At 67.4% G+C, this 20193-nt stretch carries 29 protein-coding genes; 18 read left to right on the top strand and 11 right to left on the bottom strand.

Annotated elements, in window-relative coordinates; translation table 11 throughout:
* Positions 1–2: 2 nt before the first annotated feature.
* The 13 genes from rpsJ to WG922_RS19380 all read left to right on the top strand — a co-directional run bounded on the left by rpsJ (position 3) and on the right by WG922_RS19380 (position 6728).
* Positions 3–314, top strand: a complete 312-nt coding sequence (rpsJ, locus tag WG922_RS19440; RefSeq protein WP_340284539.1) for a 30S ribosomal protein S10 — start codon at positions 3–5, stop codon at positions 312–314.
* Positions 315–677: 363 nt separating this feature from the next.
* Positions 678–1004 carry a hypothetical protein gene (locus tag WG922_RS19435; RefSeq protein WP_340284536.1) on the top strand — a complete coding sequence of 109 codons (327 nt, stop codon included), beginning with the start codon at positions 678–680 and terminating at the stop codon, positions 1002–1004.
* A gap of 194 nt (positions 1005–1198) precedes the next feature.
* A complete protein-coding gene (gene rplC, locus WG922_RS19430; protein ID WP_340284535.1) occupies positions 1199–1879 on the top strand; it encodes a 50S ribosomal protein L3 in 681 nt (226 codons plus the stop codon).
* Positions 1879–2499, top strand: a complete 621-nt coding sequence (rplD, locus tag WG922_RS19425) for a 50S ribosomal protein L4 (RefSeq protein WP_340284534.1) — start codon at positions 1879–1881, stop codon at positions 2497–2499. The genes rplC and rplD overlap by 1 nt, the downstream gene beginning before the upstream one ends.
* Positions 2496–2831, top strand: a complete 336-nt coding sequence (rplW, locus tag WG922_RS19420; RefSeq protein ID WP_340284533.1) for a 50S ribosomal protein L23 — start codon at positions 2496–2498, stop codon at positions 2829–2831. Before rplD ends, rplW begins: the two co-directional genes overlap by 4 nt.
* Positions 2832–2834: 3 nt before the next feature.
* Entirely contained in the window at positions 2835–3659 is an 825-nt protein-coding gene (rplB, locus tag WG922_RS19415) for a 50S ribosomal protein L2 (RefSeq protein WP_340284532.1), read from the top strand.
* Between the two features lie 12 nt (positions 3660–3671).
* Positions 3672–3950, top strand: coding sequence for a 30S ribosomal protein S19 (gene rpsS, locus WG922_RS19410; RefSeq protein WP_340284530.1), 279 nt, complete (start codon positions 3672–3674; stop codon positions 3948–3950).
* 9 nt (positions 3951–3959) lie between these two features.
* Entirely contained in the window at positions 3960–4289 is a 330-nt protein-coding gene (gene rplV, locus WG922_RS19405; RefSeq protein ID WP_340284529.1) for a 50S ribosomal protein L22, read from the top strand.
* 15 nt (positions 4290–4304) lie between these two features.
* Positions 4305–5213 carry a 30S ribosomal protein S3 gene (gene rpsC / locus WG922_RS19400; RefSeq protein WP_340284526.1) on the top strand — a complete coding sequence of 303 codons (909 nt, stop codon included), beginning with the start codon at positions 4305–4307 and terminating at the stop codon, positions 5211–5213.
* A 2-nt stretch (positions 5214–5215) separates the two neighbouring features.
* Positions 5216–5632, top strand: a complete 417-nt coding sequence (gene rplP / locus WG922_RS19395; protein ID WP_157398699.1) for a 50S ribosomal protein L16 — start codon at positions 5216–5218, stop codon at positions 5630–5632.
* A gap of 16 nt (positions 5633–5648) precedes the next feature.
* A complete protein-coding gene (rpmC, locus tag WG922_RS19390) occupies positions 5649–5852 on the top strand; it encodes a 50S ribosomal protein L29 (RefSeq protein WP_340284524.1) in 204 nt (67 codons plus the stop codon).
* Between the two features lie 9 nt (positions 5853–5861).
* Positions 5862–6131, top strand: coding sequence for a 30S ribosomal protein S17 (gene rpsQ, locus WG922_RS19385; protein WP_340284523.1), 270 nt, complete (start codon positions 5862–5864; stop codon positions 6129–6131).
* Between the two features lie 90 nt (positions 6132–6221).
* Entirely contained in the window at positions 6222–6728 is a 507-nt protein-coding gene (locus WG922_RS19380; protein WP_340284522.1) for a peroxiredoxin, read from the top strand.
* A gap of 225 nt (positions 6729–6953) precedes the next feature.
* Here the strand turns inward: WG922_RS19380 and WG922_RS19375 are convergent, their stop codons facing one another.
* Together WG922_RS19375 and WG922_RS19370 are read right to left on the bottom strand one after the other, a co-directional pair.
* A complete protein-coding gene (locus WG922_RS19375; RefSeq protein ID WP_340284521.1) occupies positions 6954–7421 on the bottom strand; it encodes a GNAT family N-acetyltransferase in 468 nt (155 codons plus the stop codon).
* 109 nt (positions 7422–7530) lie between these two features.
* Positions 7531–8196, bottom strand: coding sequence for a cytochrome b/b6 domain-containing protein (locus tag WG922_RS19370; RefSeq protein ID WP_340284520.1), 666 nt, complete (start codon positions 8194–8196; stop codon positions 7531–7533).
* Between the two features lie 141 nt (positions 8197–8337).
* Between WG922_RS19370 and WG922_RS19365 the strand changes: the two genes are divergently transcribed.
* The gene (locus tag WG922_RS19365) at positions 8338–8793 is read left to right on the top strand and encodes a c-type cytochrome (RefSeq protein WP_340284544.1); all 456 of its coding nucleotides are present in this window, start codon (positions 8338–8340) and stop codon (positions 8791–8793) included.
* Between the two features lie 225 nt (positions 8794–9018).
* Here WG922_RS19365 and WG922_RS19360 read toward each other — a convergent pair whose 3' ends face one another.
* From WG922_RS19360 to WG922_RS19345, 4 genes are read right to left on the bottom strand one after another with little or no spacing between them, the layout of a single operon-like run.
* Positions 9019–9519, bottom strand: coding sequence for a TlpA disulfide reductase family protein (locus tag WG922_RS19360; protein WP_340284519.1), 501 nt, complete (start codon positions 9517–9519; stop codon positions 9019–9021).
* 53 nt (positions 9520–9572) lie between these two features.
* Positions 9573–10658, bottom strand: a complete 1086-nt coding sequence (locus WG922_RS19355) for a hypothetical protein (protein ID WP_340284518.1) — start codon at positions 10656–10658, stop codon at positions 9573–9575.
* 50 nt (positions 10659–10708) lie between these two features.
* The gene (locus WG922_RS19350) at positions 10709–11437 is read right to left on the bottom strand and encodes an alpha/beta hydrolase family protein (RefSeq protein ID WP_340284516.1); all 729 of its coding nucleotides are present in this window, start codon (positions 11435–11437) and stop codon (positions 10709–10711) included.
* 1 nt (position 11438) lies between these two features.
* A complete protein-coding gene (locus WG922_RS19345) occupies positions 11439–12674 on the bottom strand; it encodes a CaiB/BaiF CoA transferase family protein (RefSeq protein WP_340284515.1) in 1236 nt (411 codons plus the stop codon).
* Between the two features lie 15 nt (positions 12675–12689).
* Between WG922_RS19345 and WG922_RS19340 the strand changes: the two genes are divergently transcribed.
* From WG922_RS19340 to ptsP, 4 genes are read left to right on the top strand one after another with little or no spacing between them, the layout of a single operon-like run.
* Complete coding sequence (locus tag WG922_RS19340; RefSeq protein ID WP_340284514.1) at positions 12690–13961, top strand: MFS transporter; 1272 nt, start codon at positions 12690–12692, stop codon at positions 13959–13961.
* The gene (locus WG922_RS19335) at positions 13958–14413 is read left to right on the top strand and encodes a PTS sugar transporter subunit IIA (RefSeq protein ID WP_340284513.1); all 456 of its coding nucleotides are present in this window, start codon (positions 13958–13960) and stop codon (positions 14411–14413) included. Before WG922_RS19340 ends, WG922_RS19335 begins: the two co-directional genes overlap by 4 nt.
* A complete protein-coding gene (locus WG922_RS19330) occupies positions 14382–14651 on the top strand; it encodes an HPr family phosphocarrier protein (RefSeq protein WP_340284512.1) in 270 nt (89 codons plus the stop codon). The genes WG922_RS19335 and WG922_RS19330 overlap by 32 nt, the downstream gene beginning before the upstream one ends.
* A gap of 28 nt (positions 14652–14679) precedes the next feature.
* The gene (gene ptsP / locus WG922_RS19325) at positions 14680–16473 is read left to right on the top strand and encodes a phosphoenolpyruvate--protein phosphotransferase (RefSeq protein WP_340284511.1); all 1794 of its coding nucleotides are present in this window, start codon (positions 14680–14682) and stop codon (positions 16471–16473) included.
* Between the two features lie 48 nt (positions 16474–16521).
* Here the strand turns inward: ptsP and WG922_RS19320 are convergent, their stop codons facing one another.
* From WG922_RS19320 to WG922_RS19300, 5 genes are all read right to left on the bottom strand, one after another.
* Complete coding sequence (locus WG922_RS19320) at positions 16522–17352, bottom strand: DMT family transporter (protein WP_340284510.1); 831 nt, start codon at positions 17350–17352, stop codon at positions 16522–16524.
* A 58-nt stretch (positions 17353–17410) separates the two neighbouring features.
* On the bottom strand, positions 17411–18394 hold the full coding sequence (gene lipA, locus WG922_RS19315) for a lipoyl synthase (RefSeq protein ID WP_340284508.1): 984 nt from the start codon (positions 18392–18394) through the stop codon (positions 17411–17413).
* Positions 18395–18403: 9 nt separating this feature from the next.
* On the bottom strand, positions 18404–19072 hold the full coding sequence (gene lipB / locus WG922_RS19310) for a lipoyl(octanoyl) transferase LipB (RefSeq protein WP_340284507.1): 669 nt from the start codon (positions 19070–19072) through the stop codon (positions 18404–18406).
* On the bottom strand, positions 19073–19381 hold the full coding sequence (locus tag WG922_RS19305) for a YbeD family protein (protein WP_340284506.1): 309 nt from the start codon (positions 19379–19381) through the stop codon (positions 19073–19075).
* 198 nt (positions 19382–19579) lie between these two features.
* On the bottom strand, positions 19580–20104 hold the full coding sequence (locus tag WG922_RS19300; RefSeq protein WP_340284504.1) for a DUF2062 domain-containing protein: 525 nt from the start codon (positions 20102–20104) through the stop codon (positions 19580–19582).
* Positions 20105–20193: the final 89 nt, after the last annotated feature.

Here is a 20193-nt window from a genome sequence, read left to right as displayed (position 1 = left end):
ACATGGCACAGCAAAAGATCCGCATCCGCCTCAAGGCATTCGATTACAAGCTGATCGACCAGTCCGCCGCCGAGATCGTCGATACCGCCAAGCGCACGGGCGCCATCGTCCGGGGCCCGGTGCCGCTGCCGACGCGCATGAAGCGCTTCGACATCCTGCGCTCGCCGCACGTGAACAAGTCGTCCCGCGACCAGTTCGAGATCCGTACGCACCAGCGTCTGATGGACATCGTCGATCCGACCGACAAGACGGTGGACGCGTTGATGAAGCTGGACCTGCCGGCCGGCGTGGACGTCGAGATCAAGCTGCAATAGACGCGAGTCTCGATTCGTGACTTGAAAGGCCTCCTTCGGGAGGCCTTTTCTTTGGTGCGTCCGGCACGCCTCCTGCGGGGGTACGTCCCGCCAGAGGCTGCCGGTGACTGCGAGTGAGGCGATCTGCACCGATCGCGAGAGCCATGGATACGCATGGAAGGCGCACCCCTTCTGTTGGCAGTGCTGCTTCCGTCGTCGCCCATGAATGGGGGCACTACTACGAGGCGGCGTTCGCCCGCAATCACTCGATCGGAGGGGCGCATGCCCCCGGAGACGTCTTGGAGATGACGGTCGCATTCAGCGAAGGCTGGGCAAATACCTGGTCGTGCATCGCAGGGACTTGGGGTCGGCGGCAGCACGCGCGTGCTGCTTCGATTCGACGGCATCTCCGACCGGGCCGGCGCGACCGTGCACTACAGCGTGAGCGGCCCGGCCCGCCTGGTGCGCCAGGACGCGACGCCGCTGCCCTGGAAGGCGAGCGTCTCGCGCGAAGTCGATGTCGCGGTCGATCCGTCGGCCGCAGGGCGGGCGTACCTGAACGTCTTCACCGCCCAGAACGCAAGCAAGGGCGTCGTGTCCATCCTGGTCGGCGGGCAGCAGGCCGCGCAACTGAAGCAGGGCGCCGGGGCAGTGCGACGCTCCAGTTCCGGCGAGCTTCTGGTCATCGTACCCGCGCAAACGCGTCCCTGAGCCGTCGCGCTTGCAGGGGCCTGTCCGGCCCACCTATAATCGCGGGCTCGGCCGGAATTGCGTCACCTATGTGCCGCCTTTTTGCCAGGCGGGCCTGATGAAGGTCCTGGCCGCCGAGCTTTCTCAACCCAAGTTCACACACCCAGTGCGGCAGCCAATTGAAGCGGCCGCGGTGAACCTTCTGGAGCAACAACATGAGTCAGAGCAACTCCCAAGGGTTGCTGGGCCGCAAGGTGGGCATGATGCGCCTCTTCACCGACGACGGGGACGCAGTGCCTGTCACGGTGGTGGACGTGTCCAACAACCGCGTGACCCAGGTCAAGACCCAAGAGAACGACGGCTACGTGGCCCTGCAGATCACGTTCGGTGCGCGCAAGGCGTCCCGCGTGACCAAGCCGCAGGCGGGCCACCTGGCCAAGGCCGGTGTCGAAGCCGGCGAGGTCACGCAGGAGTTTCGCGTCAGCGCCGAAGCCGCCGCCAAGTACGCTGCCGGTGCCGTGGTCCCCGTGACCGACGTGTTCGCCGTCGGTCAGAAGGTCGATGTGCAGGGCACCTCGATCGGCAAGGGCTTCGCCGGCACGATCAAGCGCCACAACTTCGCCTCGCAACGCGCCTCGCACGGCAACAGCCGCTCGCACAACGTTCCCGGCTCCATCTCGATGGCCCAGGATCCCGGCCGCGTGTTCCCGGGCAAGAAGATGTCCGGCCACCTCGGCGACGTCACCGTCACCACCCAGAACCTCGACGTCATCCGCATCGATGAGGGCCGCCAGCTGCTGCTCATCAAAGGCGCCATTCCCGGTGCCAAGGGCGGTTTCGTGACCGTGCGTCCGGCCGTCAAGGCCAAGCCCGCGGCAGACAAGGGAGCCCAGTAATGCAACTCGAACTCCTGAACGACCAGGGCCAGGCCGCGTCCAAGTTCGACGCGCCCGAAACCGTGTTCGGCCGCGAGTACAACGAAGACCTGGTGCACCAGATCGTCGTTGCCTACCAGGCCAATGCCCGCCAGGGCACGCGCGCCCAGAAGGACCGCGAACAGGTCAAGCACTCGACCAAGAAGCCGTTCAAGCAGAAGGGCACGGGCCGCGCCCGCGCCGGCATGACCTCGTCGCCGCTGTGGCGCGGAGGCGGTCGCATCTTCCCGAACAGCCCGGAAGAGAACTTCACCCAGAAGATCAACAAGAAGATGTACCGCGCCGGCATGGCGTCCATCTTCTCGCAGCTGGCCCGCGAAGGCCGGCTGGCCGTGGTCGATTCCATCAAGGTGGACTCCCCCAAGACCAAGCAGCTCGCCGCCAAGTTCAAGGCCATGAACCTCGACTCCGTCCTGGTCATCGCCGAAGAAGTCGACGAGAACCTCTACCTCGCTTCGCGCAACCTGGTGAACGTGCTCGTGGTCGAGCCGCGCTACGCCGATCCGCTGTCGCTGGTGCACTACAAGAAGGTGCTGGTCACCAAGGGCGCCATCGACAAGCTCAAGGAGATGTTCGCATGAGCCGTGTGAACCCCACCCCCGCCGAACGCAAGTTCGACGAAGGCCGTCTGATGCAGGTCCTGGTCGCCCCCGTCGTGTCCGAGAAGGCGACGCACGTGGCCGACAAGACCAACGCCGTGACGTTCAAGGTGCTGCAGAACGCGACCAAGCCTGAAATCAAGGCCGCCGTTGAACTCATGTTCAAGGTCGAGGTCAAGGGCGTTTCTGTGGTGAATACCAAAGGCAAGACCAAGCGTTTCGGACGCTCCATCGGCCGCCGTGACAACGTGCGCAAGGCCTATGTGACGCTGAAGCCGGGTCAAGAGCTCAACCTCTCCGGGGAGGCTGCGTAAATCATGGCAGTCGTCAAAATGAAACCGACCTCGCCCGGCCAGCGTGCCGTGGTCAAGGTCACGCGTGACCACCTGTACAAGGGTGAGGCTTACGCGCCCCTGCTGGAGCCCCAGCACCAGAAATCGGGCCGCAACAACAACGGCCGCATCACCACCCGTCACAAGGGCGGTGGCCACAAGCACCACTACCGCGTGGTCGATTTCCGTCGCAACAAGGATGGCATCCCTGCCAAGGTGGAGCGCATCGAGTACGACCCGAACCGCACGGCTCACATCGCCCTGGTGTGCTATGCCGACGGCGAGCGTCGCTACATCATCGCTCCGCGTGGCCTGGAAGTCGGCGCTTCGCTCCTGTCCGGATCGGAAGCCCCGATCCGTGCCGGCAACACCCTGCCGATTCGCAACATCCCGGTGGGCTCGACGATCCACTGCATCGAGCTGCAGCCCGGCAAGGGCGCGCAGATCGCCCGCTCGGCCGGCGCTTCGGCGACCCTGCTGGCGCGCGAGAGCAGCTATGCGCAGGTCCGCATGCGCTCCGGTGAAGTGCGCCGCATCCACATCGAATGCCGCGCCACCATCGGCGAGGTGGCGAACGAAGAGCACAGCCTGCGCCAGCTCGGCAAGGCCGGTGTGAAGCGCCACATGGGTATTCGCCCGACCGTCCGCGGTGTGGCGATGAACCCGATCGACCACCCGCACGGTGGTGGTGAGGGCCGCACCGGCGAAGGCCGCGTGCCTGTCGATCCGTGGGGCAACCTGACCAAGGGCTACCGCACCCGCAACAACAAGCGCACGCAGGTCATGATCGTGTCGCGTCGCAAGAAGTAAGGGGCTGAGCAAATGACTCGTTCTCTCAAAAAGGGTCCGTTCGTCGACCACCACCTGGTCGTCAAGGCCGACAAGGCGGTGACGAACAAGGACAAGAAGCCGATCAAGACCTGGTCGCGTCGCTCCATGATCCTGCCCGAGTTCATCGGGCTGACGATCGCCGTGCACAACGGCAAGCAGCACGTGCCGGTCTACATCACCGACCAGATGGTGGGCCACAAGCTGGGCGAGTTCGCCCTGACGCGCACCTTCAAGGGTCACCCCGCGGACAAGAAAGTCCAGAAGAAGTAAGGAATGACCATGGAAACACGTGCAGTCCTCCGGGGCGTCCGCCTGTCGGTCGACAAAGGCCGCCTGGTCGCCGACCTGATTCGCGGCAAGAAAGTGGATCAGGCCCTCAACATCCTGAACTTCACGCAGAAGAAGGCCGCCCTGATCATCCGCAAGGTGCTGGAGTCCGCCATCGCGAACGCCGAGCACAACGACGGGGCCGACATCGACGAGCTGAAGGTCAAGACCATCTACGTCGAGCAAGGCGCCACGCTCAAGCGCTTCACCGCGCGTGCCAAGGGGCGCGGCAACCGCATCAGCAAGCCCACGTGCCACGTGTACGTGACCGTCGGCAACTAAGGCCCAGGAAAAAACATGGGACAAAAAATCCATCCGACCGGCTTCCGCCTTGCGGTCAGCCGTAATTGGGCCAGCCGCTGGTACGCCAACAACCGCGACTTCGCGGGCATGCTGGCCGAAGACATCAAGGTGCGTGAGTACCTCAAGGCCAAGCTCAAGAATGCCGCTGTCTCGCGCGTGCTGATCGAGCGCCCCGCCAAGAGCGCCCGTGTCACGATCTACTCGGCCCGTCCGGGCGTCGTGATCGGCAAGAAAGGCGAGGACATCGAGAAGCTGAAGAAGGATCTGTCGACTCGCCTGGGCGTGCCGGTGGCCGTCAACATCGAGGAGGTGCGCAAGCCCGAAGTCGATGCCCAGCTGATCGCCGACAGCATCACCCAGCAGCTCGAAAAGCGCATCATGTTCCGCCGCGCGATGAAGCGCGCCATGCAGAACGCGATGCGCCTGGGCGCGCAGGGCATCAAGATCATGTCCGCCGGCCGCCTGAACGGCATCGAGATCGCCCGCACCGAGTGGTACCGCGAAGGCCGCGTGCCGCTGCACACCCTGCGCGCCGACATCGACTACGGCTTCTCCGAAGCCAAGACCACGTACGGCGTGATCGGCGTCAAGGTCTGGGTCTACAAGGGTGACACGCTGGGCCGCAGCGACGCGCCTTCGCTGGACAGCACGCCGCGCCCCGAGGGCGAGGAGCGCCGCCCGCGTGGTCCGCGCCGCGATGGTCGTCCGGGCGAGCGTCCGGGTGGCGACCGCCGTGGTGCCCCGCGTCGCACTCCGGTCGGAGCCGGCAATGCCGCTCCTGCCGACGGCAGCGACAAGCCGCAAGAAGCAACCGCAGGTGCCGAGGCACCGAAATCTGCCGTTAAGCGCGTTCCCCGCAAGGTGGCCGCGCCGGGCGCTACGCCCGACGGCAAAGGAGAGTAAACATGCTGCAACCCGCTCGCCGCAAATACCGCAAAGAGCAGAAGGGCCGCAACACCGGCATCGCCACCCGGGGCAACTCGGTGGCGTTCGGTGACTTCGGCCTGAAGTCCACGGACCGTGGCCGCCTGACGGCCCGCCAGATCGAAGCCGCGCGTCGCGCGATTTCCCGCCACGTCAAGCGCGGCGGCCGCATCTGGATTCGCGTGTTCCCCGACAAGCCGATCTCCCAGAAGCCTGCCGAAGTGCGTATGGGTAACGGCAAGGGGAACCCCGAGTACTACGTCGCCGAAATCCAGCCGGGCAAGGTGCTCTACGAGATCGTGGGCGTTCCCGAGGAACTGGCGCGCGAGGCGTTCAAGCTGGCAGCCGCCAAGCTGCCGCTGCGCACCACCTTCGTCACCCGCATGATCGGCGCCTGATTCAGGAGTACACACGATGAAAACGACTGAACTCCGCCAGAAAGACGCAGCGGGCCTCGAAGCCGAGGTCAAGTCCCTGCAGAAGGCCCACTTCGGCCTGCGCATGCAGAAGGCCACGCAGCAACTGAACAACACCGCCTCGCTGCGTATCACGCGCCGCGACATCGCGCGCGCCAAGACCATCCTGGCCCAAAAGCGCGCCGAGTCCGCCAGCAAGTAAGGAGTGACCATGACGGAAGCCAAACCCTCCCTCAAGCGCACCCTGGTCGGCAAGGTGGTGAGCGACAAGCGCGCCAAGACCGTGACGGTCCTGGTCGAGCGCCGCGTGAAGCATGAGCTGTACGGCAAGATCGTTGCCCGCTCGAGCAAGTACCACGCGCACGACGAAAACGGTGAGTTCCACCTCGGCGACATGATCGAAATCACCGAAAGCCGCCCGATCTCCAAGACCAAGAACTGGGTCGCCACGCGACTGGTTCAAAAGGCTGCCGAGGTCTGAGCTTGGCCTTGGCCCGGCCAGGGATCTGAAGAGCGGCCCACAATCGTGGGCCGTTTTTTTTTGTACTGTTGAACCACAAGGAGTAGATGAATGATCAAGGTTGGAGACGCGCTGCCCCAGGTCACCCTGCAGGAGTACTCGGAAGTCGAGGGCAACGGCTGCAGCATCGGGCCGAACCCCGTCGATGTCCGCCAGGCTTCGGCAGGCAAGACCATCGCCGTGTTCGGGCTTCCAGGCGCGTTCACCCCCACGTGCTCGGCCAAGCACGTGCCCGGCTATGTGGCGCAATACGATGCGCTGCGGCAAGCCGGCGTCGATGAGATCTGGTGCGTGAGTGTGAACGACGCGTTCGTCATGGGCGCGTGGGCACGTGACCAGCAAAGCGGCGAGAAGGTACGGATGCTCGCCGACGGCTCCGCCGATTTCACCAAGGCCTGCGGCCTGACGCTGGACCTCACCGGCCGCGGCATGGGCCTGCGCAGCACCCGCTACTCCATGCTGGTCAAGGACGGAAAGGTCGCCGCACTCAATGTCGAGGCGCCTGGCAAGTTCGAGGTCAGCGACGCGGGCACGCTGCTCGCCCAAGCGAAAGCCTGAAGGAAGGCGCACGCGCGGCCGAATGCGCGTGTACCGATGGCTTGCATGCACGAGCACGGCGTGCACGCCGTGCTCAACGAAGCGGTACCTCGCCAGACTAGGCGCTTCACCCCACGCGGATCGCGTGAAGGCGTGAGGCAGAAGCGTGAGGCTGGAAAGCGTGAAACGGTCACCGCGCTTCGCTCGGCACACCGGAGCCGGAAGTGCCCGCACGCGCGGGGGGCCCTAGAGATCGACCTTGAGGTAGTGGGCGCCGGCAATGGGGTTGTGGTAGTACGGCGGGATCGACTCGAACCCGAGCTCTTCGTAGAGCGCGCGCGCCGACTCCATGTCGCTCAGGGTGTCGAGCAGCACGCAGGCATAGCCGGCCCGCCGCGCGGCGTCGAGCACGGCCTCCGCGAGCTGGCGACCCAGTCCGAACCCGCGGAAGGGCTTGCGCACGTACAGCCGCTTCATCTCTGCGGCGTTGGGATAGTCGCAGTTGTCGAGCGGGCGCAGGCCACAACAGCCCGCGGGCATGCCATCGACGCGAGCGAGCAGCAGGGTGCCCTGCGGTTGCGCGTACTCGCCTGGCAGTTCGGCGAGCTCGCGGTCAATGTGCTGAAACTGCAGATCGACACCCAGCCCCTGAGCGTATTCGCGGATCATGCCGCGCACGATGTCGATTTCGTCGCCCGAAGAGGGCGTGATCATTTCGATCTGGGGAAGCTGGACTGTTTCCACCGTCCGGACAAGGGGAGCCTTCGGCCGGCCAGTGTAGCGCCCGCCGCAGCGGCTGCAAGCGCAGCCGGCGGGCACTGCTTCAGCCGGTGCGGACCAGGAGCGCGACCGCGACGAAGCTCATCGCCAGCAGCGACAGCGCCAGCAGCCGCGACGCCGGCGTATCGCGTGACGCGGGCACGGGCGCCGGTGCGCGCTGGTCGCCGTGCACCATGCCGGCAATCAGGTTGCGCTTGCGCACCGCGAGATAGTAGAAGACTGCCGCCAGGTGCAGCCCGATCAGCGCTACCAGCAACCACTGTCCGGCTCCCTTGTGCCACTCGGTGGCGGCAAGCCCGGTGCTGGTGCTCACGTACCGGTTCAGCGGCCCGGTGAAAGCGATCTCGTCATCGGCGACGAGCCCCGTCCCTACCTGCGCGAACAGGGTCAGCAGCATGGCAAATACCGACAATGCGCCGAGCGGGCTGTGCCCCACCTGCAGTTCCGGCGCAGCCCGCCCGGAGAGATAGTCGCGCATGCGGCGCCAGCTCGGAACGAAGGTGCGAAACCGCGACCAGTACCCGCCCACGAATCCCCAAAGCGTGCGAAAGACCAGCAGCGCCAGGACGGCGTAACCGCAGCGTGCGTGCCAGTCCACCGGAACGCCCGGCAGCAGGGCAGTGGCGAACATCGCCGCGACGACCAGGACCAGCGCCCAGTGGAACAGGCGAGTGGGCAAGTCCCAGATGCGGACCACGGCCTCGGTCATGTGTAGCCTTTCGTATGTTTGGCGGGGCGCATTCTGCGGGCACGGAGTGCGCGTGTCACCAGATGCTAGGAGAAACCCCGAGGACCCGCCAAGCCGCCGCTGCGTTAATAGCGGTGCTTCACTTCCACTCTGTTCATGCCCATGACCTTCAAGACCGCCTTCGCCTCCCTCCTCGCGACCAGCTGCCTGCTCAGCGCAGTTCCGGCCGCCGCCCAGTTCGCCAAGCCCGAAGACGCGGTCAAGTACCGCCAGAGCGCGTTGTCGGTGATGGGGACGCATTTCAGCCGCATCGGCGCCATGGCCAACGGCCGGGTGCCGTACGACGCGCAAGCCGCCCTCGAGAACGCCGAAGTGGTCGCCGTGATGGCGCGCCTGCCCTGGGCCGGCTTCGTGCAAGGCACCGAGAAGCTGTCGCAGAAGGCCAAGGCCGAAATCTGGACCGAGCAAGCCAAGTTCAAGGAGCACCAGGAAAAGCTGCTGGGGGAGACCAGCAAGCTGCTGGCGGCGGCCAAGACCAACAATCTCGACAACCTGAAGGCTGCCTTCGGCGCAACGGCCGCGTCCTGCAAGGCCTGCCACGACACCTATCGCAACTGAGCGACGCCCGCAAAGGACACGGCGGACGTGTTCGTCCGTTCCGTGTCGCCCGCGCCCGCCCGCGTGGCCGACGGCGGCGACTGCGGCCCGCTGCGAAACCCCGCAGGGCTTGCCGTGCAGCATCCCGTGCTCCGCCTCCGTCAGGACGGGCGACAGGGAAGAAGCGCCGCGCGCGAGCGCCGCCGCAGCACCGCGCACGCCGTCCTGGCGGCACCGGTGGCGCCGTCAGGCCTGTGCGAGCAGCTGTTCGATCAGCTTGTGCAGCTCGGCGAAATTCGGCGCGCCCACATAGCGCTTGACGATCTCGCCGCGCTTGTTCACCACGAAGGTCGTCGGAGTCAGCTGCACATCGCCCCATGCCTTGGCCACGGCGCCGGTGTTGTCGATCGCTACATGAAACGGAAGCTTGCGGCTCTCGGCGAAGTTCACCACATAGCTCGGTGGGTCGTAGCTCATGGCAACCGCCACGGTTTGGAACCCCTGCCCCCGGTACTTTTCGTGCGTGGCCACCAGCTCGGGCATCTCGGCGACGCAGGTCGTGCAACTGGTGGCCCAGAAGTTGACCAGCGTCACCTTGCCCCGGAGGTCCTCGGTCGTGCGGGTGCTGCCGTCGAGCAGCACGAAAGACGAGGCCGGCGCCGGCGTACTGCCCGTGCCCAGGACGACGGCCGCCGCCGCCACCGCCAACACGACCGCCGCAGCGGCCCCCAATAAGCGTTTATTCATCTCATGCCTGCTTGAACTGTGCTGCCGGTAAGTGCGGCTTCTTGCCGTGCGCGTCAGCGCCCAAACTCGAGCGAAAGCACCGTCTTCAACTGGTCCTTGATGCTGTCGCGACTGATCCTGCTCACGCTGGGTCCTTCCCATGCAGAGATCTCGAAGCCGACGTCTCGGTCTGTCACCTCGACGGCCCGAACCCCGCCTTCCTGCAGCTGCCGCTCGAGGTACTCGTCGAAGACGTCGTCGCGCAAGCTGCCATCAATGATGATCAGCGTCGGCTGCGATAGTTCACTTGCCACCATCGCTTCCTGGGTGCGGGTGGCGAGTTCGAGCTTGATGCCGGCGTCCTGGCAGATCGCCGCCACCTCGCGTCGCAGCCGCTGGTCGTCCGACACGAGCAGGGCCCGCATTCCGGCCATCCCGCTGATCTGCGAATCGATGCGCATGCTGTCGGCGCCCATGCGGCTGTCCGCGTCGAGCGCAGTGAGACCGGAGAGCTGCCGCACCGTGCGCGGAAACTCGAGCGTCGCCTGCACGTAGCTGTCGGTGCTCTCGCGCTTGAGGTCCACGCCCAGCAGCCGCGCGGAGTGCTTGACCAGCTCCCAGGCGAGGTTGTCGGCATCGGCGTTCGTGCCGGGCGTGCGCACGGCGCGCAGGCTCAGCATGCCGTGCTCGGGCCAGTTCTTCATCTCGAGCTTCACGAGCAGCTCGCGTCCGACCTGCACCGCCCAGTCGAGCAGGGCCTCCAGCAATCCCAGCAGCAGGCCACCGTCCACGATGATGTCCACCGGCTTCAGCCGCTGGCGCACCTCGATCTTCTGGGCCGAGAACTGCGGCTGCCGCTCGATCAGCAGTTCGAGCATGATCTCGTGCAGCGCGAGGCGCTCGTGCGACTGGCGCAGCCGCCCTCCGGCCAGCCGGGCCAGCTGCTGGCTCTGGACGCCGACGCGCAGGGCCTCTTCCACCGCGCGCTCGAGCGCATCGAGCCGGCTCTCCGACCAGGAGCGCGCCTCACGCACCTCCTGCAGCAGGCTGCGCATGCGCGCCAGTGGCGCAGCCAGGCTGGCGCCGATGATCTCGGCGAGCCGGGCATCAGGGGCCGCCGGTGTCGTCGGCTGCCCCACCATGTCGTTCATTGCTGCCACGTCCCCACTCCTGCGGCCTGTAATCCCTGAACTCTACGGCAATCGGCCGCTCAGGCGTAGCTGGCCAGCAGGCGCGCGAGGTCAGCCGGAGCGCTGACCATCGGATCGTGGCCGGTCTTCATCTCGACCGCCGAGCCGCCGCGTTGCCAGTGACCGCCCCAGAAGGTGGAATCGGCGACGCGCAGACGTACCGCGTCGATGGTGGCCAGCGCCGGCGCGGTGCAGTTCACGAAGGTGCGCGGCACGCTGGAGACCCGTGCAGGGTCGAACTCCAGTGGCGCGGTGTAGGTATGTCCCGGGTGCGGTGTCTGGCGCCGCCGCACCCAGTCGCAGTCCGCGCCGGACAGGCCGAACACCTGCGGATCCGGAGGCGGGATGCTGTAGTCGGCCGAGGCCTTCGCGGCAGCGAGCCGCGCCTCGCGGGTGGTGCTGGCATGGGTGCTGCACCAGCTCTCCCCCGGCCGCGGCACGACCGCATCCACATAGACGAGGTGGCGCAGCCGCGACGTCATGCGGTCGGCCGCGGCTGTGCCGAGCATGCCGGCATACGAATGCACCGCCAGCACCACGTCCTGCATTTCCTCGGCCTCGATGGCGCCGAGCACGTCGGAGATGTGCGTCTCCAGCGTGATCGTGGAAGACAGCAGGTGCGCCCGCTCGCCCAGTCCGGTGAGCGTCACGGCATGCGCCCGGTGTCCGGCGCCCGCGAGCGCCTGCACCACGCGTTGCCAGCACCAGCCGCCATGCCAAGCGCCGTGCACGAGGAGGAAATGGGCCATGTCAGATCACCTTGTCACGTTGCAGTTGGGCGATGCGGTCGCTGTCGAGCCCCAGCAGTTCGGCCAGCACCTGCTCGGTATGCTGGCCCAGCAGCGGTGGCGGCAGGTCGCGGCGTACCGGCGTCGCGCTCAGCTTCATCGGGCTGGCCACCAGCTGCAGCGCCGGCTGCTGCGGATGTTCCCAGATATCGACCATCTCGCGGGCCCGCACCTGCGGGTCGGCGAAGACCTCGGCCAGGTTGTTGATCGGGCCGCACGGTACTCTCGCCGCTTCGAGCGCGTCGAGCCAGTCGCTCTTGCTGCGCGCCTTCATCAGCTCGGCCAGCAAGGGCACCAGGGTGGCGCGATTGCGCACCCGGTCCTGGTTGCGGGCGAACCGGGCGTCGCGCGCCAGTGCGGGCTGGCCGGCCACTTCGCAAAACTTCGCGAACTGGCTGTCGTTGCCCACTGCAAGGATGACGTGGTCGGCGCTGCCATCGGGCTGGGGTGCGACCTCGAAGACCTGGTAGGGCACGATGTTCTGGTGTGCGTTGCCGGCCCTGCCGGGCACCTTGCCGCTGACGAGGTAGTTGGCCCCGAGGTTGGCCAGCATGGCGACTTGCGTGTCGAGCAGGGCCATGTCGATGTGCTGCCCCTCGCCCGTGCGCTCGGCGTGCCGCACCGCAGCCAGTATGGCGACGCTGGCGTAGAGCCCGGTGAAGAGGTCCGCCACCGCCACCCCGACTTTCTGCGGCCCGCCGCCGAGGTCGTCGCGCTCCCCCGTCACGCTCATGAGGCCGCCCATGCCCTGCACGGCATAGTCGTACCCGGCGCGCTCGCGGTAGGGGCCGGTCTGTCCGAAGCCGGTAATGCTGCAGTACACGAGCCGCGGGTTGATCACGCGCAACGACTCCCAGTCCAGGCCGTAGCGGCGCATGTCGCCGACCTTGAAGTTCTCCACGAAGACGTCACACCGCGCGACCAGCTCGCGCAGCAGCGCCTGGCCTGCTGGAGACGCGATGTCGCAGGTGACCGAGCGCTTGTTGCGGTTGGCGCCGAGGTAGTAGGCGGCCTCCTGCGTCTCGCCGCCCTGCGCGTCGTGCAGGAAAGGGGGGCCCCAGCTGCGGGTGTCGTCCCCCGTACCCGGGCGCTCCACCTTGATGACGTCAGCGCCGAGATCGGCCAGCGACTGGGTGCACCAGGGACCCGCGAGAACGCGGGAGAGGTCGAGGATGCGAATGCCGGTCAGCGAAGTCATGCGGCATTTTCCGCCATGCGCCGTGCCGATAATGCCGAGATGGTCCTGTCCCGGCGTGACGCGGTCGTCGTCTTCCTCACTTTCGCGTTCGCGTACTTCTTCTCCGCCCTGGTGCGCGCGGTCACCGCCACGCTCGCGCCCACCCTCACCCAAGAGTTCGCACTGCAGGCGCGCGACCTCGGACTGCTCGCCGGCGGCTACTTCCTCGGCTTCGCCGCCAGCCAACTCCCCCTGGGCCGCTGGCTGGATGCGCACGGGCCCAAGAAGGTGCTCCTGGGCTTCCTCGCCGTCGCCGTGGTGGGTTGCGTGGCCTTCTCGCTGGCGGACAATTTCGCCACCTTGCTGGCTGCACGCGTGTTGTGCGGGGTAGGCCTGGGCGCCTGCCTGATGGCGCCGTTGACAGGCTTTCGGCGCTGGCTCGAGCCGGCGGTGCAACTGCGGGCCAACTCGTGGATGCTCATGACCGGCTCGCTGGGCATGGTCGCCTCCACGCTGCCGGTGCAGTGGATGGTTCCGTTGGTGGGCTGGCGCCCGCTGTTCTGGGTCCTGGGCCTGCTGCTGGTGGCGGCGATGCTGCTGACGGCCCTGCGGGTGCCGAACTGGCCCGCGGCCGAACCCGCGGCATCGGCGACGCACGGCGCGCGGCCGGCCGATGCAGGCCGCGCTCGCGCGAGCTACGGCGAGGTCTGGCGGCACCCCTACTTCCGCCGCTTGACCCCGGTAGGCTTCATCTCCTACGGCGGCATGATCGCCATGCAGACGCTGTGGGCCGGACCCTGGATGGTGCGGGTAGCCGGCTACGAGCCGCTGGCGGCGGCTGCCGGACTGTTCACCATCAACGTCTGCATGCTGCTGACCTTCCTGAGCTGGGGGCTGCTCAACCCCTGGCTTGCCGGCCGCGGCATCGGCACCGACCGGCTCATCGGCTGGGGCCTGCCCCTGAGCTTTCTCATGCTGGGATCCATCATCGTGCGCGGGGAGGACGCGGGTGCCTGGGCCTGGGCCGCCTTCTGCGTGAGCTGCACCTTCGTTTCGCTGGCGCAACCGGCAGTGGGCATGGCCTTTCCCTCGGCTCTGGCCGGCCGCGCCCTGTCGGCCTACAACCTGGTGATCTTCGGCGGCGTGTTCATCGTGCAGTGGGGCATCGGGCTGTTGATCGATGGCTTCCTGCGGTTCGGGCTGGATACGGTGGGAAGCTTTCGTGCGGCGCTCTCGGTGTTCCTGGTCTCGAGTGTCGCGGCCTGGGTGTATTTCCTGCGGGGCCCACGGGATAATCCGCCGCAATGAACGCCATCCTGATCATTGGCCACGCGCCCCTGGCGCATGCGTTGCGCCAATGCGCGCTGCACGTCTTTCCCGACTGCGGCACGGCCATGGAGGCCATCGACGTACAGCCCAATCTCTCGCCCGAGGAAGCACTTGCAGCCGGACGCGTCGCCCTGGACCGGCTCATGCGCCTGCCGGGTATCGGGGGTGTGCTGGTGCTCACCGACATCTTCGGCGCGACCCCCAGCAACGTGGCACAGAGGCTCATCGAAGGAGCGAACGCGCGGCTGGTGACGGGCGTGAACCTGCCCATGGTGCTGCGCAGCGTCAACTATCGCAGCGAGCCGCTGGAGGCGCTGGTGGCGCGTGCCGTGGCCGGCGGCACGCAGGGCGTGATGCAGGTCGGCAGCGCCGCGCCTCAGAACCAGCCTTCTCGAACGCATGATCAAAAGCACGACCACCATCAGCAATAGGCTGGGCCTGCACGCCCGCGCATCCGCCAAGCTCACCAAGCTCGCGGGCAGCTATCCCTGCGAAGTCTGGATCGCCAAGGGCGAGCGCCGGGTCAACGCCAAGAGCATCATGGGCGTCATGATGCTTGCGGCCGGCCTGGGCAGCCAGGTCATCCTCGAGACCGACGGCCCAGGGGAGCGCGAGGCGATGAACTCGCTGCTGGCCCTGATCGACGACAAGTTCGGCGAGGGCGAGTGAGCCCGTCGCACGCCACCACGAGCACCGCATGACCTTCGCCATCCACGGCCTGCCCGTCGCCCGCGGAATCGCCATCGGCCGCGCCGTCATGATGGGTGGCCGCGTCGATGTGGCGCACTACTTCATCGAAGCGCGCCAGATCGAATCCGAAATAGATCGCCTGCGCTCGGCGCGCGACGCCGTGGTCGATGAGATCCGCCGCCTGCAGCAGACCATCGCCGGCATGGGCCCGAAAGAGGCGCCACACGAGCTCACGGCCTTGCTGGACGTGCACCTCATGCTCCTGCAGGACCAGGACCTGATCGACGGCGTCAAGCACTGGATCACCGACCGCCTCTACAACGCAGAATGGGCGCTCACCACCCAGCTGGAGGTGCTCGCGCGCCAGTTCGACGAGATGGAGGACGAGTACCTTCGCGAGCGCAAGGCCGACCTCGAGCAGGTCGCCGAACGGGTGCTGCGCACGATGAAGGGCGTTGCCTCGCCAGCGGTGCCGCCGCCTCGCCGCCACGGCTCCATGCGCCAGCAGGACCTGCTGCTCGACGGCACGGTCGATGTGCCGCTGATCCTCATCGCGCACGACCTCTCGCCGGCGGACATGCTGCACTTCAAGCAAAGCGTGTTCGCGGGATTCGCCACCGACGTGGGCGGGCGCAACTCGCACACGGCCATCGTGGCGCGCAGCATGGACATCCCCGCGGTGGTCGGCTCGCGCAGCGCGAGCCAGCTGGTGCGCCAGGACGACTGGGTCATCATCGACGGCGACGCTGGCGTGATGATCGTCGATCCCTCGCCCATCATCCTGGCCGAGTACGGCTTCAAGCAGCGCCAGGCCGAACTCGAGCGCGGCCGCCTGGCACGCCTGCGGCACACGCCCGCGGTCACGCTGGACGGCGAAAAGATCGAGTTGCTGGCCAACATCGAGCTGCCCGAAGACGCTGCCGGTGCGTTGGCGGCCGGCGCCGTGGGCGTCGGGCTGTTCCGCAGCGAGTTCATGTTCATGGGCCGCAACGGCAACCTTCCGGACGAGGAGGAGCAGTACCTCGCCTACCGTCGCGCCGTCGAGGGCATGCAGGGCCTGCCGGTGACGATCCGCACCGTCGATGTCGGTGCCGACAAGCCGCTGGACGACTCGCGCCGCGACGCCGCCCACCTCAACCCCGCGCTGGGCTTGCGCGCGATCCGCTGGAGCCTGGCCGACCCTGCCATGTTCCTCACCCAGTTGCGGGCCATCCTGCGCGCGGCCGCCCACGGCAAGGTGAACATGCTGGTGCCGATGCTTGCGCACCTGAGCGAGATCCGGCAGACGCGCGCGCTGCTCGAGTTCGCGCGCGCCGAGCTCGATCACCGCGGGGTCGCGTACGGGCCGGTCGCCCTGGGCGCCATGATCGAGATCCCGGCGGCTGCCCTGACGATCCGCACCTTCCTCAAGCACTTCGATTTCCTGTCGATCGGCACCAACGACCTGACGCAGTACACCCTGGCGATCGACCGGGCGGACGAGTCGGTCGCGCACCTCTACGATCCCTGCCATCCGGCCGTCCTGCAGCTGCTCGCCGGCACGATCGCCGAGTCGCGTGCGCAGGGAAAGCCGGTGAGTGTGTGCGGCGAGATGGCTGGCGACGTGGCGTTGACACGCTTGCTCCTGGGGCTTGGGTTGCGCAGTTTTTCCATGCACCCGGCCCAGATCCTCGCGGTCAAGCAGGAGGTGCTGCGTGCCGACACGGCGCGGCTCGGCGCCTGGGCGCGGCAGGTGGTGGCGGCCGAAGAGCCGGAGCTGCTTCTGGTCGCTGCCACGCCCGCTCCGCTGCCACGGCCCTGACCGCCGCCGCCGCCGCCGCAGGCGCGCCGTTACCGAATGCGGTGGCCTTCAGCCGGCGCGTGTGCCCACGACCGCGGCGCCGATGATCAGCGCCGCGGCGACGGCGATGCTGCTGCTCAGGGGGCGCTGGGTCACGGTCAGCAGCAGCAGCGTCGAGGCGAGCGGCGTGAGATAGCTCAGGATGCCGATCTGACGCGCGTCCCCCGACTTCAGCGCCTTGTCCCACAGGAAGAACGCAGCGCCCAGAGGGCCGAGTCCCATCAGCGCCAGCAGGGCCCAGTCGCGCGGCGCCAGGGCTGCAGGCGACTCCAGCGCCCAGTGGCAGGCCAGGGACAGCAGTCCCGATAGAAGCCCGAACAGGCCGATGGCCGCGGTGGGGAACGCTGGCACGCGCCGCGTCCACAGCGAGTAGCTGGCCCAGATGAAGGCCGATCCCAACGCTGGCAGGTAGCCCCAGTGCCAGATGCCGGCGGCAGTGCTGGCGCCTCGGGCTCCGAGAATCGCGATCGCGGCGCCGGCAAAGCCCGCCAGCGCGGCGAGCACGTGCGCCCGGCGCAGCGCCAGGCCCGGCAGCACCAGGGGCGCCATCACCACCAGCAGCAGCGGCCACAGGTAATTGACGAGGTTGGCCTCGACCGGGGGCGCCATGCGCAGTGCGAGGAACAGCAGGAAGTGGAAGCCGAACAGGCCGTACACGCCCAGCGCCAGGGTGCGGGGCGGCACCTTCCATTGCCGCACGAGAGGCCACGCCGGGATGCTGCCGATGATCAGCGCGATGCCCGTCAGCAGGAAGGGCGGCACGTGATCGAGCGCCACGCCGAGCGAAGCGAGCGACGCCCACAGCGCAATCGCGCCGAGCGCAAGGAGGTTTGCGTGCATGCCGCGGAGCATAGGGGCCTGCGGCGCGGCACCCTGCCGTCGGGCGCGCGGAGGCGCCTCAGGCCACGCCGGCTGCGTGGGCCTGCTGGTCGGCGTGGTAGCTCGAACGGACCATGGCGCCGACCGCAGCGTGGCTGAAGCCCATCTCGTACGCCGCCTGCTCGAACATCTTGAAGGTGTCCGGATGCACGTAGCGGCGCACCGGCAGGTGCGAGGTGCTGGGAGCCAGGTACTGGCCGATGGTGAGCATGTCGATGCCGTGCGCGCGCATGTCGCGCATCACCTGCAGGATCTCGTCGTCGCTCTCGCCCAGGCCGACCATGAGGCCGCTCTTGGTCGGCACCTGCGGGTGCAGCGCCTTGAACTTCTTGAGCAGGTTGAGGCTGAAGGCGTAGTCGGAGCCGGGGCGCGCCTCGCGGTACAGGCGCGGGATGGTCTCCAGGTTGTGGTTCATCACGTCGGGCGGTGCGGCCTTGAGGATCTCCAGGGCACGGTCGTCGCGTCCGCGGAAATCGGGCACCAGGATCTCGATCGTGGTGCCCGGCGACAGCTCACGCGTGCGACGGATGCAATCGACGAAATGCTGGCTGCCGCCGTCGCGCAGGTCGTCGCGATCGACGCTGGTGATGACCACGTACTTCAGCTGCAGGCGGGCGATGGTGCGTGCCAGGTTCTCGGGCTCGTTCGCGTCGAGCGGGTCGGGGCGTCCGTGCCCGACATCGCAGAACGGGCAGCGCCGCGTGCACTTGTCGCCCATGATCATGAAGGTGGCCGTACCCTTGCCGAAGCACTCGCCGATGTTGGGGCAGGACGCTTCCTCGCAGACGGTGTGCAGATTGCTCTCGCGCAGGATCTGCTTGATCTCGTAGAAGCGCGTGGTGGGCGAGCCGGCCCGCACCCGGATCCAATCGGGTTTGCGCAGGACTTCCGCCGCCTCGACCTTCACCGGAATACGCGACAGCTTCGCGGCCGCCTTCTGCTTGGCCGAGGGGTTGTAGGTGTCGATGCCTTGTGCATCGCGTACGACGGGATGGGTGCTCATGGGTGGGTCTCAGGGCGTGAGCAGTGCGTCGAGCTTGTGGCCCAGCAGTCGCGCCGCGTCGTTCCAGGGGAGGGTGATGCCGATTGTAGAAAGATCGACCGTGCGCAGCCCCGCGTAGCCGCAGGGGTTGATGCGGGAGAAGGGTTCCAGGTCCATGGCGACATTGAGCGCCACCCCGTGGTAGGTGCAGTGCCGGCTGACCTTGACACCGAGCGCAGCGATCTTGCCCAGGCCCCGGAAGCGATCCTGCGGCGTCGCGGGTCCGGTGAGTGCGCCGTGCGCGAAAGGATCGTCCAGGCGCACGTAGATGCCCGGCGCGCCCGCGACCCGCAGGCCGGTGACACCGTAGTGACCCAAGGTGCGGATCACCGCCTCCTCCATGCGGTAGACGTACTCCTTGATGAAGTATCCGGCGCGCCGCAGATCGACCAGTGGATAGGCCACCACCTGCCCGGGGCCGTGGTAGGTGACCTGGCCTCCGCGGTCGGTCTGCACCACCGGGATGTCACCGGGCGCAAGCAGGTGGCCGGCCTGTCCAGCCAGGCCCTGCGTGAACACGGGCGCGTGCTCGCACAGCCAGAGCTGGTCCGCAGACTCCGCAGTGCGGCGCGCCGTGAAATCCCGCATCTCCTGGTAGGTGGCCAGGTAATCGACGCGGCCGCGCAGCAGCAGATCCATCTACAGCACGACCTTGACCATGGGATGGCCTGAGAGAGCTGTGTACAGCGCGTCGAGCTGCTCGCGACTGGTCGCGGTGACGGTGATGGTCACACCCAGGTAGTTGCCGCCGCGGCTATCGCGCAGCTCGACGCTGCTCGGGTCGAACGCGGGGTCGAAACGGCAGGCCACGGCGACGACCGCCTCGACGAAGCCATCGACCTTCGCGCCCATCACCTTGATGGGGAACTGACTGGGGTATTCGATCAGCGAATCTACGCGCGGGCTGGCGTCCGCGGGCTTCGACGGAGGAAATTGGGAGGCGCTCATGAGGTGGCGTTCTGGACAACGTTGACAAGCGGAACGGCAGGCCCGGGCTGCTGACCCGCCGACCGGCAGGCCGGCCAATACCCGCGCATGCCGGCTCGGCACGCCGGCGTTGCAGGAGCCGCTTTTCGTAGATAGGGCCGGCACGGCCGCTTCCAATGGCGGGCCCGCTGCGGATCGACCCGGCCGGAACAGGCGGGTTCAGTCATGCGGCGTGTGTCGCGTACTGCGCCGCCGCCTCTGGCGCAGATGGAGCACCACCCGCAATCGCCAGGCCAGTTTCACCAGCGCGTACGCACCGATCGAGCCGAGGACGGCGAACAGGCCCATGCCGATGAACACGGGGGTGCCGACTGCCTGCAGCCATTCCAGCAGGCTGGTTCCCTGGCGCGGCATGACCAGGGGCGGGGCGGTCACGAACACGGTGCCGAGGCGGTAGGCCGCCCACAGCCAGAAGCCGAGCGTCAGCGGATTGGTGACCAGGGTCGCGAGCACCGACACCGGGATGTTGGCGCGCCACCAGATGCAATGGGCCGCCGCCAGCGGAATCTGGCCCAGGGGCATCACGAAAGCCCAGAACACCCCGATGGCCACGCCCCGCGCCACCGATTCGTGTTGCAGATGCCACAGCCATGGAGCCAGCACATGCTTGGCGACGGGCCGCAACATCGGATGGCCGGCGAGAGCCTTGCGCTCGGGCAGGCGGCGGCCAAGCGAATGCCGCATGCGGCGCCACATGCCGCGGTCCGGCGGGCGCTTGGTAGATCGGGGGGTGTGGCGACTCATGCAAACGCGATTGTGAACGCCGCTGCAAA

This window comes from Ramlibacter sp. AN1015 (assembly GCF_037726105.1).
In the GTDB taxonomy this organism is placed as follows: Bacteria; Pseudomonadota; Gammaproteobacteria; order Burkholderiales; family Burkholderiaceae_C; genus Ramlibacter.
The sequence above is the reverse complement of the archived record's forward strand: the minus strand, read 5'-3'. Positions and strand labels throughout refer to the sequence as shown.

What these genes read in the sequence shown, in the direction of transcription:
- rpsJ (WP_340284539.1), top strand. Translation starts at nt 3, where the DNA reads ATGGCACAGCAAAAGATCCGCATCCGCCTCAAGGCATTCGATTACAAG.
- rplC (WP_340284535.1), top strand. Translation starts at nt 1,199, where the DNA reads ATGAGTCAGAGCAACTCCCAAGGGTTGCTGGGCCGCAAGGTGGGCATG.
- rplD (WP_340284534.1), top strand. Translation starts at nt 1,879, where the DNA reads ATGCAACTCGAACTCCTGAACGACCAGGGCCAGGCCGCGTCCAAGTTC.
- rplW (WP_340284533.1), top strand. Translation starts at nt 2,496, where the DNA reads ATGAGCCGTGTGAACCCCACCCCCGCCGAACGCAAGTTCGACGAAGGC.
- rplB (WP_340284532.1), top strand. Translation starts at nt 2,835, where the DNA reads ATGGCAGTCGTCAAAATGAAACCGACCTCGCCCGGCCAGCGTGCCGTG.
- rpsS (WP_340284530.1), top strand. Translation starts at nt 3,672, where the DNA reads ATGACTCGTTCTCTCAAAAAGGGTCCGTTCGTCGACCACCACCTGGTC.
- rplV (WP_340284529.1), top strand. Translation starts at nt 3,960, where the DNA reads ATGGAAACACGTGCAGTCCTCCGGGGCGTCCGCCTGTCGGTCGACAAA.
- rpsC (WP_340284526.1), top strand. Translation starts at nt 4,305, where the DNA reads ATGGGACAAAAAATCCATCCGACCGGCTTCCGCCTTGCGGTCAGCCGT.
- rplP (WP_157398699.1), top strand. Translation starts at nt 5,216, where the DNA reads ATGCTGCAACCCGCTCGCCGCAAATACCGCAAAGAGCAGAAGGGCCGC.
- rpmC (WP_340284524.1), top strand. Translation starts at nt 5,649, where the DNA reads ATGAAAACGACTGAACTCCGCCAGAAAGACGCAGCGGGCCTCGAAGCC.
- rpsQ (WP_340284523.1), top strand. Translation starts at nt 5,862, where the DNA reads ATGACGGAAGCCAAACCCTCCCTCAAGCGCACCCTGGTCGGCAAGGTG.
- WG922_RS19380 (WP_340284522.1), top strand. Translation starts at nt 6,222, where the DNA reads ATGATCAAGGTTGGAGACGCGCTGCCCCAGGTCACCCTGCAGGAGTAC.
- WG922_RS19375 (WP_340284521.1), bottom strand. Translation starts at nt 7,421, where the DNA reads ATGATCACGCCCTCTTCGGGCGACGAAATCGACATCGTGCGCGGCATG.
- WG922_RS19370 (WP_340284520.1), bottom strand. Translation starts at nt 8,196, where the DNA reads ATGACCGAGGCCGTGGTCCGCATCTGGGACTTGCCCACTCGCCTGTTC.
- WG922_RS19365 (WP_340284544.1), top strand. Translation starts at nt 8,338, where the DNA reads ATGACCTTCAAGACCGCCTTCGCCTCCCTCCTCGCGACCAGCTGCCTG.
- WG922_RS19360 (WP_340284519.1), bottom strand. Translation starts at nt 9,519, where the DNA reads ATGAATAAACGCTTATTGGGGGCCGCTGCGGCGGTCGTGTTGGCGGTG.
- WG922_RS19350 (WP_340284516.1), bottom strand. Translation starts at nt 11,437, where the DNA reads ATGGCCCATTTCCTCCTCGTGCACGGCGCTTGGCATGGCGGCTGGTGC.
- WG922_RS19345 (WP_340284515.1), bottom strand. Translation starts at nt 12,674, where the DNA reads ATGACTTCGCTGACCGGCATTCGCATCCTCGACCTCTCCCGCGTTCTC.
- WG922_RS19340 (WP_340284514.1), top strand. Translation starts at nt 12,690, where the DNA reads ATGCGCCGTGCCGATAATGCCGAGATGGTCCTGTCCCGGCGTGACGCG.
- WG922_RS19335 (WP_340284513.1), top strand. Translation starts at nt 13,958, where the DNA reads ATGAACGCCATCCTGATCATTGGCCACGCGCCCCTGGCGCATGCGTTG.
- WG922_RS19330 (WP_340284512.1), top strand. Translation starts at nt 14,382, where the DNA reads ATGATCAAAAGCACGACCACCATCAGCAATAGGCTGGGCCTGCACGCC.
- ptsP (WP_340284511.1), top strand. Translation starts at nt 14,680, where the DNA reads ATGACCTTCGCCATCCACGGCCTGCCCGTCGCCCGCGGAATCGCCATC.
- WG922_RS19320 (WP_340284510.1), bottom strand. Translation starts at nt 17,352, where the DNA reads ATGCACGCAAACCTCCTTGCGCTCGGCGCGATTGCGCTGTGGGCGTCG.
- lipA (WP_340284508.1), bottom strand. Translation starts at nt 18,394, where the DNA reads ATGAGCACCCATCCCGTCGTACGCGATGCACAAGGCATCGACACCTAC.
- lipB (WP_340284507.1), bottom strand. Translation starts at nt 19,072, where the DNA reads ATGGATCTGCTGCTGCGCGGCCGCGTCGATTACCTGGCCACCTACCAG.
- WG922_RS19305 (WP_340284506.1), bottom strand. Translation starts at nt 19,381, where the DNA reads ATGAGCGCCTCCCAATTTCCTCCGTCGAAGCCCGCGGACGCCAGCCCG.
- WG922_RS19300 (WP_340284504.1), bottom strand. Translation starts at nt 20,104, where the DNA reads ATGCGGCATTCGCTTGGCCGCCGCCTGCCCGAGCGCAAGGCTCTCGCC.